Genomic DNA, 13408 nt, shown 5'->3' on the forward strand with positions numbered 1-13408 from the left:
TCCTGCTCTCCTGATCCCAACAGTCAGTCGTCCGAAGGCTTATCCGAAACTTCTCTGGCCGATTTAATGAGACGGAAGGCTTCGCCCATCAGTGCGTTGATCTCATCTTCGTTCAACACGGTTTCGGCCCGGTAACGAAGGCCTACGCGCTTGCTCATCGACATGTGATCGGCATAGAGCGCCTTGTTCGGACCGAACAGCAGATCAATATGTTTGACCAGCGCTGCGGGCGCGTTTGAGGAGTAGGCCAAACGGAACAGGCCGATATCAACGATATATGGGCCAACCATCAACCATGAGTGGTTGTTCAACACGGGCTGATTTTCGATGTTCAGCGAGCCTTTAACCACATGGATCGGCGCCGACATCTTGCGTCCAAGGCTGACCGCCAAAGATGCGCTCAACAATGCACTCCCGGTGCCACTCGAAGAAGGTAGCAGGGCGAGGATCTCAACCGCTGCGCGCGAAATGATGGCGCGCTCATCATCATGCATGACATAGGCTTTGAACGCCTTGGCCGCCGCCCAGTCATGACTGACGGCGATGCGCTTGCTCAACTGCAGGATATCTTGGTTTATGGACATGCGGGCGCCATAATCCGTCTGAGAAACGGGGGCTAGTGCCGTTGGGTTGGTGAGGCAAATATTGTCGAAAAACGGCGTTCAAAGTTTAGCGGATAATCTCGATTATGTAAAACGAGATGGCAACCTCATGTGATTTCTCACATGCCAAATTGACCAGCGATAACAGCCAAAAGCCCAAAGACAGCGACCCAAATCATCGCCATGCCCAGCTTGCGTCCCGCACCCAATTGAAAACTGGAAATATTGCGCCACGCCAACAGCAACATCAAAGCCACCGCGATCAGCGCGACAATCTGGTCCATGCTGATCGCGGTGCCGCTCATGCTGAAATCACCATTCCGTCAAAGCCAACGTCAACATTCGACGGAATTTCCCGACTTAACGTCGCGTAATCCATACTTTTGTCGAGATGGATCAAGACGACTTTCTTTGCCTTGGTCCTTGCGGCCAATTCCATTGACATGGCCAGATTGGCATGCGTTGGATGCGCTTCTCGGCGCAAACAATCGGTGATCAAAACATCTGAGCCATAGAACAGCGAAACCATCTCGTCGGTAATCTCGCTGAAGTCTGTGGCGTAACTAATTGTCTGACCATCACAATCAAATCGAAAGCCGGTGCTCTTTGCTGGACCGTGCGGCATGACCGTCCAACCGATACCAATACCGGCACACATGCGAAGTTGAGAAAGTGTCTCAAGTTGCACGATTGTATGATAGCCAAACTGACCGGCGAACACATAGCCGAACCGCTGCCGTAAACGGCGCACCGTTTCATCCACGCCATAGCCAGGGATCGGCCCGCTGCGGCCATAGCGCAAAGGGCGCAAATCATCGATACCATGGGCATGATCGGCATGATCATGCGTCCAAAATACCGCGTCTATCTTATGGATATTATTCGAAATAAACTGTTGTCGCAAATCGGTGGACGTATCCACCAACAGCCGCGTTCCAGCATCATTTTCAATAATGATCGAGGCCCGCGTACGGCGATTGCGCGGTTCCTCCGGGTCGCAATCGCCCCAGTCCAGACCAAATTCACCGCCGATGCGCGGCACGCCGGTCGAGGTTCCGCTGCCCAGGATGATCGCCTTCATGCCGCTTTCCCGAACAGCTTGCGGAAATTCGCCGAAGTCTGCTCGGCCAGATCTTCGACACTAACCCCGCGCAAATTGGCCACGAATTTGGCGGTGTCGGCGGTAAAGGCCGGCTCACATGTCTTGCCACGGTGCGGAACCGGCGCAAGGAACGGCGAATCCGTTTCGACCAACAGGCGGTCTGCCGGAATTTCTGATGCAAAGCCCTGCAAATCACGCGCGCTTTTGAACGTGACGATGCCCGACAACGAAATCGTCAGACCCAATTCCACCATCCGCGCCCCAAATCCCGCCGATGCGGTAAAGCAATGGATCAGCGCCGGAAAGGCCCCCTCTCCCATCTCCTCCTCGATAATCCGCGTCGTATCATCCTCGGCATCGCGGGTATGGATGACCAAAGGCAGGCCCGTCTCTCGCGACACACGAATATGGGTGCGGAACAAGGCCTGCTGCACCTCACGATCCGAATGATCGTAATAATAATCGAGCCCGGTTTCCCCAATGCCAATCACCTTGGGATGACGCGTCGCTTCCAACAACGCCCCCTCGCCCAGATCGGCATGTTCGTCGGCCTCATGCGGATGGATTCCCACCGTCGCCCAGACATCGGCATGGCGCTGCGCCGTGGCGATCACCGCCTCCCACTCGCTCTGCCGGGTCGAGATATTGAGGAAGCCCCCGATCCCCGCCGCGCGGGCACGTTCAAGAACAGCTTCCTGTTCCTCAACCAAGCCCTTGTAATTAAGGTGACAATGAGAATCGATGAGCATCATTCGTCCGCAGGCAATTCGAGACGGGGGAACACGCCAACCGGCTGCGACAGGGAGAAATTCCCAGCCAGAGCGGCAAGCCATTCGCGATTGGCGAGCGCCGCGTAATCGCGCGCATCGGCGGCGACACCCATCTGATCGAGCAATTTGTCGATAGCACTGGGCACCACCGGACGCACGGCCAAAGCCAGATCACGAACACAGCGAAGCAGCGTCATCAATACCGCCTCCATCCGCGCCGGATCGGTCTTGCGCAAGGTCCATGGGGCCTGATCATCAACATAGGCGTTGCATGCGAAAACCGCGCGCATCCAGCCATCAAGACCGGCGCTGAAATCATATTCGGCAAAGGCTTTGCGCATTTCATCGATGCCTGCGGCGACCGCAGAGGTCAGCGCTTCATCGGCTTCAGAAACCGCGCAATCAGCCTTCAATACACCGCCCATATTCTTGAAGATCATGGACAAAGTACGTTGGGCCAGATTGCCGAAACTGTTGGCCAATTCCGCGTTGCACCGCGTCACAATTGCTTCGGCACTATACGACCCGTCATTGCCAAAGCTGACTTCGCGCAACAGGAAATAACGCAGCGAGTCCACGCCGAAACGTTCCGCCAGTTCGATCGGATCGACCACATTGCCCAACGACTTGGACATCTTCTCGCCACGGTGCAGCAGGAATCCATGCCCAAACACCTGACGCGGCAGGGCCAGATCCGCGCTCATCAAAAACGCGGGCCAATAGACCGTGTGGAAACGCACAATATCCTTGCCGATCAAGTGAATATCAGCAGGCCACCACTTTTTCATCTCCGGCGTTTTGTCCGGATAGCCCAGGCCCGTGATATAGTTGGTCAATGCATCGACCCAAACATACATCACATGGCCCGGCGAACCCGGCACCGGCACGCCCCAGTCAAACGAGGTACGGCTGATCGAAAGGTCGCGCAGACCGCCTTCGACAAAGCGGATCACTTCGTTGCGGCGGCTTTCGGGCTGGATGAATTCGGGATTGTCGCGATAAAGCGCCAAAAGCTTGTCACCATAGGCCGACAGGCGGAAAAACCAGCTTTCCTCCACCGTCCATTCCACCGGCGTTCCCTGCGGCGAAAGCTTGGCGCCGTCGTCCCCGGTCACCAACTCGCTTTCGTCATAGAACGCTTCGTCGCGAACCGAATACCAGCCTTCATAGCGATCCAGATAAAGATCGCCCTTATCGGCCATCGCCTGCCAGATCGCCTGACTGGCGCGGTAATGCGCTTCGTCGGTGGTGCGCTGAAACTTGTCATAGCTGATGTTAAGAGTGTCGCACATCGCCTTAAAATGCGCACTCATTTCATCGCACAATTCGCGCGGCGTCGTCCCCAGCTCACGCGCCTTTTGCGCCATCTTCAAACCGTGTTCGTCCGTGCCGGTCTGGAACCGGACATCCCGGCCCGATGCGCGCTGAAAACGGGCGATGACGTCGGCGGCAATCGCCTCATAGGCATGGCCGATATGCGGTTTGCCATTGGGATAGGCGATCGCGGTGGTGATATAGAATGGGTCGGCCATGAGCCTTTGATACCTGCAAAAGAAGACAATTGCCGTCTCTCTAGGCAAGCTATGGCCCGGTGCAAACCGCTTTTTTGCCCGTGGCCGATTATCGGCCTGATGCCGATGCCAGCAAGGCCCCCATCTCCATCGCCAGCATGGGCGGTTCATAGTTGAAGATCGGCGCTTCGGCCCCCAATCGAACCAAGGCGGCGTGGGCCTCGATCATGCGTGATTGCTGTGCCGGATTGGCATGACGCAACCCGTCGGCCAACACCGCCCGCGCCAATTCAAACGCCGCCTGAACCCGCGCCTTGCTGGGCCGCGCGCCCATCACTGTCGCCAGCGCGCCGCGCAGCGCCATGTCGGGGTCCCCTTCCCGCGCCAACCTTTGCATCAGCGCGTGAACGGGCGCCAAATCTTCTTCGACAAATTCCAGCGCCACACCGGGGGACCCTTGCGCCGCTGCAATGGCGGCCGCGCGCGTGGCCGGATCGGTGTGCGGGGCGGCGCGGCTTAAAACCAGATCGACCTGTCCCGCCGCCAATGGAGCAAAGCGCAAGATCCGGCAACGCGAACGGATCGTCGGCAAAAGCCGCCCGATACGATGCGCGACCAGCAGGAAATAGGTTCCCGCCGGCGGCTCCTCCAGCGATTTCAACAGTGCGTTGACCGCGTTCTTTTCCAGATCGTCCGCCGTATCCAGAATAACCACGCGGCGGTTTCCCAAAGTGGGGCGCGTCGTCAACCGATGTTGCATCCGGCGTATTTCGTCGATCGGGATGGACCGCTTGCGATTATACGGTTCGCCCGCATCGCGTTTCTTTTCATCTTCCTTGGTCGCCGGGGGATAATCCGGGATCAGGATATCAGGATGCGCTTCGACCGGAGGCTGGGCCACGCCGGGTTCGGCCACCAGTTCCGCCGCCGCGATCCGGGCAAAGCTCCCCTTGCCCACACCCTGCGGCCCGGCCAATATCCACGCATGGTGCATACGCGCACTGCCCAGCGCGGCGTGCCATTCACGCCACGGCGCCTCATGGCCCAGCAATTGCGTCATAGAAGCGGAGAGAGTGCCGACATCACGGCATCATGCACCACATAAACGTCCTGTGCGCCATCAATATGCACAAATCTTTCCGGCTCGGCTTCGGCGAAACGTTCAAAGGCTTCACTGACACGAGCATGATATTCCGCTTCGCGCCCGCCGATCCGGTCGGATCCATCCACGTCGCGGCGCGCCAGTCGCTTGGCCGAAACCTCGACCGGCACTTCGAACAGGAATGTAACATCGGGCAAAAGCCCTTCGCTGCCGATCCGGTGCAGGGTCAGAACGTCCTCGTCCGACAATCCGCTGCCGCCACCCTGATAGGCGCGGCTGGAATCGATAAAGCGGTCACAGATAACCCACGCCCCGCGCGACAAGGCGGGACGGATCAGACGTTCGACATGATCGGCCCGCGCCGCGGCAAAGAGCAAAGCCTCCGCCCGCGCGCCCCAACCTTCGCCATCGGTGCCCAACAGTAACGAACGGATCGCTTCGGCCCCCACCGTGCCCCCCGGTTCGCGTGTCAGAACAACCTCATGCCCGGCCCCGCGCAAGGCTTCGGCCAACATCTTGCTCTGGGTTGACTTGCCAACCCCTTCGCCCCCCTCGAACGCGATAAAGCGTCCGGTCCCAATCTGTTGCCCCATCAGGAAATCAACCTCGACAGCCCAAATTTCACCCGATCCATGACCCCGCCTTTTTCGACCGAATGTCCCGCCGTCAATGGCAAACGCACCGGCGCCGCGCCGCCCAGCCTTACTTCGAGTTCGGCCACCGGCGTACCCTTTTCAATCGGGGCGACCAAGGGGCCGTTATAGACAACGCGTAAATTGGCGGGCGCGCTGGCCCCGGTCGGCATCGTGGCGAAAAAGTCGCGCGGCGCGACCAGATCGACCTCGTCCACTTTCCCGCCCTGAACCCGCGCCTGCGCCAAAGTGGTTCCGGCATTCACCAAAGGCTTATCCTCCCACGCGGCAAAGCCCCATTCAAGCAAGGCTCTGGCCGCGCTGGTCCGCTCCTTGGGCGTCGGCACCCCGGCCAGAACCATCAGCAAGCGGCGCCCATTGCGCTGGGCCGAGCCCAGAAAGTTGTAATGCGCTTCGCCGGTATAACCGGTCTTGATCCCATCGGCCCCCGGCACCACGCCCAGCGTAGGGTCATGGTTGGGCTGGGCGATGCCATTCCACGTCATGCCCGGTTGACCAACGTATCGATGGTAAAAATCGGGATGCCGGGTCAGCATCGCACTGGCCAGTTTCACCAGATCATTGGCCGAAACATAGGTGTTGCCATTGTCCATCCAGCCGTTGGGCGTGCCGAAATGGCTGTGCGTCATGCCAAGCTGGCGGGCGGTGGCGTTCATTTTCTCGACCCAACCGGCGACGCTGCCCGCCGCGCCTTCGGCCAGAACGATCGCGCCATCATTGGCCGACACATTCATTATGCCCATCAACAGATCGCGCACGGTGGGCTTGCTGCCCTCGGACAGGAACATCCGGCTGCCTTTGGAGTGCCATTCCTTCCATGCCTCGCGGCTGACGGTCATGGTCTGATCTTCGCGCAATTCGCCCTTGGCCAACATCTCAAAGGCGACATAGGCCGTCATCGTTTTCGTGACCGACGCGGGCAGGAACGGCGTATCGGCATTGCGCGAATAAAGCGTGCGCCCCGACCCCAAATCATAGAGCAACGCAACCGGCGCGACGCCAACCTCGGCCGGGGGCAACGGATCATCGGCGCGCACGGGCAACGCCACATTGGCCGTGCTGGACGTCGGAGCAGGCAGAGGCGGGGCCAGCGGAACCACCACCTGACCCGAATTCACCCCTCCATGTGCGGCCAGCGCCACCAGACCTGCGACCGATACCGTGGCGCCAGCAAACAGCAGCTTCTTCATTGGCGAAATTTTCAAACTCATTCCCGCAATTTGTCTGGCCCGTATGCTTTTACGGTCCGGGCCACCAAACGCGGGAAACGACCTTAATCCCCGCGCTGGATTCGCGCTTGGGTATAACCAGCCGCCTTGGCTTTAGCCAGAGCGGCTTCGGCGGCCGGGCGCGATGCATAAGCGGTTGACCGTACGCGCCAGAGAGCGCCTCCGCCCACCACTTGCGCCCCTGCGGCATGGGCCAGAGTTTGTGCGCGAGCCTTTTCGGCAAAGGCGCCATATTGCACGACAAATCCGCCCGAAATCGCCGCCGCTGGCGCGCTGACGCGGGCTTCCAGAGCGATGGGGGCCGTTTTGGGCTTGGGCAAAGGTTTTGCCACAGCAATTTTAGCCACAGGCTTAGGAGCCGGAGCCGCCATGGCCAATTCGGTTGGCGTGCGAACCGGGGCCACCGCCGTAAAGCGAGGAGGCGCATAGGGCGCGGCATAGCTGGCCCCGTTGACCGGGGGCATGCCCACCGTGCGCGCGGTTGGCGCAACCGGCATGGGCGCAATCGCGGCCACCTTTGGTGCAGGTTTGACGACAGGGGCGACGGCGACCTTGGGCACCGGCTTTGCCGCCACCGGCGCGTCATCATCATCGTCGCGCGCCGCACCGACCAAAACGCTGCTGGCCAAAGAGGCGCCAGCATGATTGGCATTGGGGTCGGTTGCCAAACGACGCTGAAGCACAGCCAGCAAGGGTTTGGGCGTTACCATCCGTTCGGGCGCATTCATGCCCGATCGCAACAGGGCGCGCTCGGTTTCCAGCGGGTTGACCCGGCGCACGCGGACCGGCGCACGCCCATCGCTGCTCAAACCCAATTGGGCAATGGCGGCGGGGGAAAGTTCAATGGCATGGGTGCTGTCCATCGGACCGCGCCGCTCCACCCGGACCAAAATGGTGCGCCCGGAGGTCAGCGAAGTCACCTCGACATAAGACGGCATCGGCAAAGTGTGATGCGCGGCCGAAACGCCCACCGTAGGCCCGCCAACCGAGGCATAACCCACCGCATCGTAATTCATGGCATTCGCCGGGCTGAAGACCGTGTCGCCAACCTTATAGGGTTCGCCCAGTACCACCGGATAATCGGCCGCCGGCCCCGTGGTTGCGCGCGGCATATCAGGCACCGCAGGCGCAGGAGGCAATTTTCCGCCACCGGATAGAAATGGAATTTTCAAACCAGCCATCGCGGGCGATCCAGCCCCCAATGCGGCTCCGGATACAGCCAGCGCCAGACAGAGCTGCGCTACACGACGTTCAACGGGCAATCTCATTGGCCAGCAATCCCACACTCAGCGCATAATAGTTCGAGCAGTTATAATCGAGGATAACCCGATAATTACCGGTTAAGAGAAATGCCGATTTTCCGGGTCCATCGGGCTCAAACAGCGTAGTAAGCTCAGAATCCCTGATATTCTCCTGCGCATTAACCCCTAATGCGCGCCATTCGGCCACGGTTTTCCATTGGCTCATCCGGGCGTGAACGCGTGGACAAACTGGCGAATCGAGTCGTGAGGTCACACCGTCGCGGTTAAATCCGTCCGCCACCGTGGCGGCCACGCCCCACGGTACGCCCGGCTTCCAACCCGCGTCACGGAAATAGGCGCCGATGGAAGATAGCGTATCAACCCGGCTGGACCAGATATCGGCAAAGCCATCGCCGTCACCGTCCTGTGCCATGCGCAGATAGACCGAGGGCAGGAATTGCGGGTTGCCGAAGGCCCCTGCCCAACTGCCTTTCAATTTCTCACGCGGGACGCCGCGATCCACCATTTTGAGCAAGGCGATGAATTCGGCGGCAAACAATTCCCGCCTACGCCCTTCATAGGCCAAGGTCGCCAAAGAACCGGCCAGATCAAACCCGCCCTTGGCCGCGCCATAATCCGTTTCCGCCCCCCAAATGGCCAGCAATACCGGCAACGGCACACCATAGCGCGCCTCAATCCGCCCTGCATCGCTCGCAACGCTGGCATAGACCGACCGCCCCCGCGCGATGCGAGAGGCGTCGACATGTTTGATGCGATAGGGGGTGAATGCGGGCGGCGTCGTGGTCGTGCTGGCGCCGGGTTGGCTGCGGTCAAGCTGGATAACGCGGTGGTTATAGGTCAGCCCTGTAGTCATGCTCTGGATCGTGGCTTCGCTGACCCCTTCCCCCCGTGCGCGGGCGGCCAGCAGTTGCAGATAGGCATCGAACCCTGCCGAATCAGCCTCTTGTTGCGCCTCCAGCCGGGAAATGGGCAAAACCGCAGCGCTCAGCCCCAAAGCGAGAGAAAACAGGGCGGTCATGCACCGGTGGCGGTTCAGGCGGATCGTCATTCCCGCTGTATGGCACAGCGCGCCGCGCAAAAAAACCCGCCGCCCCTTGCGTTTGGCCCACAAACATGGCTATGCGCCGCAAACAAGGACGGGCGGCCAAGTGGTTTGGGGCAGCGGCCTTTGAAGGCTGTCGGAGCCTGTCACATGGGTTGAATGAATGGAGAATGGTTACAGAGGGTTAGCGATAGGTCGGCTTAGGCGATAACATGGCCTGCAAGCCAGTCGTAAGCGGCAAACCTCTGAATCGGTATGGAAGAGTGTCCGAGTGGTTTAAGGAACTGGTCTTGAAAACCAGCGATGGGGAAACCTATCCGTGGGTTCGAATCCCACCTCTTCCGCCAACCGTCCAAGTGGGCCACCATGACGGTGGCCTTCTTCGTTTGAAGGGATGGCAGATTGAACCTTAGCTTTGGCAAGCTATAGGGTCGATCAAATGCCTCATGCGTGCATCCCAAACCCCAGGATTGTGCCTTCCGGCAAAATCGGTTCGGCACAAAAGCTTTGCCGATTTTTTCCTTCAAGCCTTGTTTGCGGAACCTGCCGTAAATACGTTGCGGAACCGCGCATATTTTGCGCGACCCGAACAGCCCCCAAGGAATTTGACATGAGTACCCTGATCGAGAAGCTGTCCTGGCGCTACGCTACCAAAAAATACGACCCCACCAAAACCGTCCCGACCGAAAGCATTGAGCGGATCATCGAGGCCGTTCGTCTGACCGCTACGTCCAGCGGCCTCCAGCCTTTTGAACTGCTGCTGGTGACGAACCCGGAGATTCGCGAAAAGATCCGCGCCGTGTCGTGGAACCAGGCGCAGATTACCGATTGTTCACATCTGCTGGTATTTGCCGCGTGGGACGACATCACGCCCGAGCGGGTCAACATGATGTTCGATCTGACCAATGAAGTGCGCGGCTTTGTCAACGAAGGCTGGGAAAATTACCGGCAGCAACTGTTGGGCATCGTCGGCGCAAGGGGCACCGAGGCCAATTATCAGGCAGCCGCACGCCAGGCCTATATCGGCCTGGGGTCCGCGCTGGTGGCGGCCGCTTTCGAGGAAGTTGACGCCACACCGATGGAAGGTTTTGACCCAGAGGCGGTCGACGAGATCCTTGGCCTCAAAGCGCGCCATCTGCGCAGCGTGATCCTGCTTCCGCTGGGCTATCGTCAGGCTGAGGGCGACTGGCTGGTCAACCTCAAGAAGGTGCGCCGCGATCGCGACGCATTTGTGACCGAAGTTCAATAGTCATGGTCGGCAATGGCGGCACACCTTAATTGCATTGCCGCCATTGCCATCTTGGACAATGCAGGCGTGATTGTCGCGCCCTTGGAGATGTCGTTCATCCATCAACGCTGCTGCGTTCAAACCGTCGCAGGGCACTCGACTTTATCGGCCCAGTGCCCTGATCATCTGAGGCAATCATTGCAATTCTGTCAGATCGCCGGGAAGTCAACCTCCGTCCCGGCCACATTGTTGATCAGGTTGGTGAAGAAGTTTTCCGCCACCGTGGCCACAATTTCCACGATCTGCGCATCGGTAAAGCCAGCGGTGCGCACCGCGTCCAGATCTTCTTGTGACACTTTGCCCCGCGCCTCGGCCACACGGCGGGCAAAGCCGACAGCGGCGGCATCCTTGGCCTCCGTCGCCTTGCCCTGACGGGCCAAAGCGATCTCTTCATGGTTCAGCTTGGCAAAGGTGTGGCCGGTGAAGCTGTGCGCGGCGTTGCAATATTCGCAGCCGTTGACCGCCGCCACGGCCAACGCGATCCGCTCGCGGGTTTTGAGGTCAAGCGACTTACCCAGATGCTGGCTGAGCGCAGCATGGGCGCCCAGTACCGCGGGGCTGTTTGACAAGACTCGGAAGAAGTTGGGCACTTGACCAAGCTTGGCCGTTATCGCCTGCAAGACGGTTTGCGATCCTTCGGGGGCGGCATCGGGGTCAGGGGTGAGGATGCGGGGCATGGAATGTTCCTTTCAAATGGTGTGCGGTTTGGGCGGCGCGTTCAGGCGCCGGTGGGGCTTGCAAGGCTGGTGACGTCGGGCGGGACCGCCTCCATGCCCGGATTGGCGGCGGTCACTTCATCCCAAAGGCCCCGACCGATGCCGCTGGTCCCGCCAGTGATGAAGATGGTGTTGCCGGTGAGTTTCACGGGATTTGTCCTTTGTTCTTTGGAAGGAAAGATCAGGCCGCCACGTGAAAGCGTGGTGCAGCGGTCGTGGCGGAAAGCTGAGGGCCGAGCGCGTGGCGGGCCGCTTCAAAAGCGTGCCAGAGTTCGGCGTCGCGCAGTGCCGGGATGGTGCTGATCTCGCCCTGATCCAAACCGGCCAGAGCGGCATCGACCATATCGGCCGCATCCATCACGATCTCGGCAGGCAGATGCTCGACCGGCAACCCGCCCAGCGCCCAGAAATCGGTGCGGGTGGCGCCCGGCAGCACAGCCTGAGCACGGATACCCTTTTCGACCAGTTCGTGGTTCAGCGAGGTGGTGAAAGCCTGAACAAAAGCCTTGGTGCCGCCATAGACGCCGTTGAGCAGTTCTGGCGCCACCGCCACGATGGAGGCAATATTGATCACAGTGCCACCACCGCGCGCCACCAGGCCCGGCACGGCGGCATAGGTCAGGCGCATCAGCGCGGTGACATTGAGCTGGACCATGGCGTCCATCTTCTCGACGTTGCTTTCCAGCAACGGGCTGTGCGTGCCGATGCCGGCGTTGTTGACCAGCGCGGTGATGCTGGCATCCTCGCGCAGAACTTTTTCCACGCGGGCCAGATCGGCCTTGTCGCCCAGATCGGCGGCGAGCACCTCGACCGCGCGGCCGGTCTTGTCCGAAATCTGTGCGGCCAGCGTTTGCAGCTTGTCCTTGTTGCGGGCGACGAGGATGAGATTGTAGCCACGGGCGGCAAGGCGGTCGGCGTAGATGGCGCCAATGCCGGTGGAGGCGCCGGTGATGAGGGCGGTGCCCTTGTGAGCGGATGGGGCGGTCATGGGTCAGATCCTTCGGTTTGGTAAGAGCGCCTTCGCTATCGACACAGCCCTTATGGACGTGATCACGCTATGAGTAGCCCCTAGATTTCTGGACGCCTTCGATCTTTATTTTGAGGATAGGAGGCGATGATGGGGAAGCCCAATTTCAGTGATGAGTTCAAGCGTGATGCGGTAGCCCAGATCACCGAGCGAGGTTATCCGGTAGCTGAGGTGTCGCAGCGGCTCGGCGTCAGCCAACACTCGCTGTATGCCTGGGTGGTGTCCGGCGAAGCGAGCAAGGATGCTGAGATCCGCCAGTTGAAGCGCGAGCTGGCCCGGGTGACCGAGGAGCGCGACATCCTAAAAAAAGCCACCGCGTATTTCGCCAGGGATGCAAAGTGAGATACGCCTTCGTTGCCGAGCATCGTCACCAGTTCAGGGTTCGGGCGATGTGTCGGTGCCTGCGCATCCAGCCCAGTGGTTTCTATGCATGGCAGAAGAGCCCGCTGAGCCAGCGGGCTCGGGAAGATGCCCGGCAAACCGATCTGATCCGCAAGGCCTGGAACGACAGCGGCAAGGTCTATGGCTACCGCAAGCTGCACGATGACCTTCTGGATCACGGCAAGACCTGCTGCCCCAACCGCGTTGCGCGGTTGACCAGGCTCGCGGGTATCAGGGCCCAGGTTGGCTACAAGCGTCGGCCTGGCAGCTATGGCGGCAAACCTTCCCTGGCGGTCGACAACACTCTGGATCGCCAGTTCGATGTAACAACGCCAGATCGGGCCTGGGTGACAGACATTACCTACATCCGCACCCTGGAAGGCTTTGCCTATCTGGCGGTCGTGATCGATCTCTACTCGCGCCGCGTGGTGGGCTGGTCGATGCAGAGCCGACAGACCACCGATGTCGTGCTGCAGGCACTGCACATGGCGGTATGGCGGCGCAAGCCGAAGCAGCGGGTGTTGGTCCATTCGGACCAGGGCTCGCAGTTCACCAGCATGGACTGGGCTGCCTTCATCCGGGCTCACAATCTTGAACACTCGATGAGCCGACGTGGTAACTGCCACGACTGTGATAACCTGCTGCGGCCTGATGGTCTGACCCATGCTACGATTGACCGCGTGTCATTGCGTTGACGTGTCGGCCATCAGGTCGCCCCGGCAA

The 13408-nt window shown here is 60.0% G+C and carries 14 protein-coding genes, 1 tRNA gene and 1 pseudogene; 3 read left to right on the forward strand and 13 right to left on the reverse strand.

The annotated features are described in order from the left end of the window. Positions 1-23: 23 nt before the first annotated feature. From AC2S2E_RS12940 to AC2S2E_RS12985, 10 genes are all read right to left on the reverse strand, one after another. Entirely contained in the window at positions 24-584 is a 561-nt protein-coding gene (locus tag AC2S2E_RS12940; RefSeq protein ID WP_486522616.1) for a hypothetical protein, read from the reverse strand. Between the two features lie 137 nt (positions 585-721). After that, positions 722-907, reverse strand: a complete 186-nt coding sequence (locus AC2S2E_RS12945) for a hypothetical protein (RefSeq protein WP_486522617.1) — start codon at positions 905-907, stop codon at positions 722-724. Next, positions 904-1683, reverse strand: a complete 780-nt coding sequence (locus AC2S2E_RS12950; RefSeq protein ID WP_486522618.1) for an MBL fold metallo-hydrolase — start codon at positions 1681-1683, stop codon at positions 904-906. Before AC2S2E_RS12950 ends, AC2S2E_RS12945 begins: the two co-directional genes overlap by 4 nt. Further along, on the reverse strand, positions 1680-2453 hold the full coding sequence (locus tag AC2S2E_RS12955) for a TatD family hydrolase (RefSeq protein ID WP_486524601.1): 774 nt from the start codon (positions 2451-2453) through the stop codon (positions 1680-1682). The genes AC2S2E_RS12950 and AC2S2E_RS12955 overlap by 4 nt, the downstream gene beginning before the upstream one ends. Next, a complete protein-coding gene (metG, locus tag AC2S2E_RS12960) occupies positions 2453-4006 on the reverse strand; it encodes a methionine--tRNA ligase (RefSeq protein ID WP_486522619.1) in 1554 nt (517 codons plus the stop codon). Before metG ends, AC2S2E_RS12955 begins: the two co-directional genes overlap by 1 nt. A gap of 88 nt (positions 4007-4094) precedes the next feature. Continuing rightward, a complete protein-coding gene (locus tag AC2S2E_RS12965; protein WP_476107120.1) occupies positions 4095-5045 on the reverse strand; it encodes an AAA family ATPase in 951 nt (316 codons plus the stop codon). After that, positions 5042-5668: a dTMP kinase gene (tmk, locus tag AC2S2E_RS12970; protein ID WP_476107162.1), complete on the reverse strand. Its 627-nt coding sequence runs from the start codon at positions 5666-5668 to the stop codon at positions 5042-5044. The genes AC2S2E_RS12965 and tmk overlap by 4 nt, the downstream gene beginning before the upstream one ends. Before the next feature lie 11 nt (positions 5669-5679). After that, positions 5680-6930, reverse strand: coding sequence for a D-alanyl-D-alanine carboxypeptidase family protein (locus AC2S2E_RS12975; protein WP_486522620.1), 1251 nt, complete (start codon positions 6928-6930; stop codon positions 5680-5682). Positions 6931-7013: 83 nt separating this feature from the next. Then, entirely contained in the window at positions 7014-8081 is a 1068-nt protein-coding gene (locus AC2S2E_RS12980; protein ID WP_486522621.1) for a septal ring lytic transglycosylase RlpA family protein, read from the reverse strand. A 139-nt stretch (positions 8082-8220) separates the two neighbouring features. Beyond that, complete coding sequence (locus AC2S2E_RS12985; protein WP_486522622.1) at positions 8221-9279, reverse strand: lytic murein transglycosylase; 1059 nt, start codon at positions 9277-9279, stop codon at positions 8221-8223. Between the two features lie 251 nt (positions 9280-9530). On the opposite strand from AC2S2E_RS12985, the gene AC2S2E_RS12990 reads away from it, so the two are divergent. Both AC2S2E_RS12990 and AC2S2E_RS12995 read left to right on the forward strand, forming a co-directional pair. Further along, positions 9531-9620, forward strand: a tRNA-Ser gene (locus AC2S2E_RS12990). A gap of 263 nt (positions 9621-9883) precedes the next feature. After that, entirely contained in the window at positions 9884-10522 is a 639-nt protein-coding gene (locus AC2S2E_RS12995; protein WP_486522623.1) for an NAD(P)H-dependent oxidoreductase, read from the forward strand. 188 nt (positions 10523-10710) lie between these two features. Here the strand turns inward: AC2S2E_RS12995 and AC2S2E_RS13000 are convergent, their stop codons facing one another. From AC2S2E_RS13000 to AC2S2E_RS13010, 3 genes are read right to left on the reverse strand one after another with little or no spacing between them, the layout of a single operon-like run. Further along, positions 10711-11238 (reverse strand): carboxymuconolactone decarboxylase family protein, encoded by a 528-nt coding sequence (locus AC2S2E_RS13000; RefSeq protein WP_476107114.1) that lies wholly within the window; start codon positions 11236-11238, stop codon positions 10711-10713. Between the two features lie 41 nt (positions 11239-11279). Beyond that, positions 11280-11426 carry a hypothetical protein gene (locus AC2S2E_RS13005; protein ID WP_476107111.1) on the reverse strand — a complete coding sequence of 49 codons (147 nt, stop codon included), beginning with the start codon at positions 11424-11426 and terminating at the stop codon, positions 11280-11282. Between the two features lie 32 nt (positions 11427-11458). After that, the gene (locus AC2S2E_RS13010; RefSeq protein WP_486522624.1) at positions 11459-12265 is read right to left on the reverse strand and encodes an SDR family NAD(P)-dependent oxidoreductase; all 807 of its coding nucleotides are present in this window, start codon (positions 12263-12265) and stop codon (positions 11459-11461) included. Positions 12266-12394: 129 nt separating this feature from the next. Between AC2S2E_RS13010 and AC2S2E_RS13015 the strand changes: the two are divergent. After that, positions 12395-13314 (forward strand): annotated as a pseudogene (locus AC2S2E_RS13015) (IS3 family transposase); the annotation flags it as partial. Positions 13315-13408: the final 94 nt, after the last annotated feature.

This window comes from Novosphingobium sp. 550D (assembly GCF_057401885.1).

What these genes read in the sequence shown, in the direction of transcription:
- AC2S2E_RS13010 (WP_486522624.1), bottom strand. Translation starts at nt 12,265, where the DNA reads ATGACCGCCCCATCCGCTCACAAGGGCACCGCCCTCATCACCGGCGCC.
- AC2S2E_RS12945 (WP_486522617.1), bottom strand. Translation starts at nt 907, where the DNA reads ATGAGCGGCACCGCGATCAGCATGGACCAGATTGTCGCGCTGATCGCG.
- AC2S2E_RS12940 (WP_486522616.1), bottom strand. Translation starts at nt 584, where the DNA reads ATGTCCATAAACCAAGATATCCTGCAGTTGAGCAAGCGCATCGCCGTC.
- AC2S2E_RS12980 (WP_486522621.1), bottom strand. Translation starts at nt 8,081, where the DNA reads ATGCCGCGCGCAACCACGGGGCCGGCGGCCGATTATCCGGTGGTACTG.
- AC2S2E_RS12950 (WP_486522618.1), bottom strand. Translation starts at nt 1,683, where the DNA reads ATGAAGGCGATCATCCTGGGCAGCGGAACCTCGACCGGCGTGCCGCGC.
- AC2S2E_RS12985 (WP_486522622.1), bottom strand. Translation starts at nt 9,279, where the DNA reads ATGACGATCCGCCTGAACCGCCACCGGTGCATGACCGCCCTGTTTTCT.
- AC2S2E_RS12975 (WP_486522620.1), bottom strand. Translation starts at nt 6,930, where the DNA reads ATGAAGAAGCTGCTGTTTGCTGGCGCCACGGTATCGGTCGCAGGTCTG.
- AC2S2E_RS12995 (WP_486522623.1), top strand. Translation starts at nt 9,884, where the DNA reads ATGAGTACCCTGATCGAGAAGCTGTCCTGGCGCTACGCTACCAAAAAA.
- AC2S2E_RS13000 (WP_476107114.1), bottom strand. Translation starts at nt 11,238, where the DNA reads ATGCCCCGCATCCTCACCCCTGACCCCGATGCCGCCCCCGAAGGATCG.
- AC2S2E_RS12955 (WP_486524601.1), bottom strand. Translation starts at nt 2,453, where the DNA reads ATGCTCATCGATTCTCATTGTCACCTTAATTACAAGGGCTTGGTTGAG.
- AC2S2E_RS12965 (WP_476107120.1), bottom strand. Translation starts at nt 5,045, where the DNA reads ATGACGCAATTGCTGGGCCATGAGGCGCCGTGGCGTGAATGGCACGCC.
- metG (WP_486522619.1), bottom strand. Translation starts at nt 4,006, where the DNA reads ATGGCCGACCCATTCTATATCACCACCGCGATCGCCTATCCCAATGGC.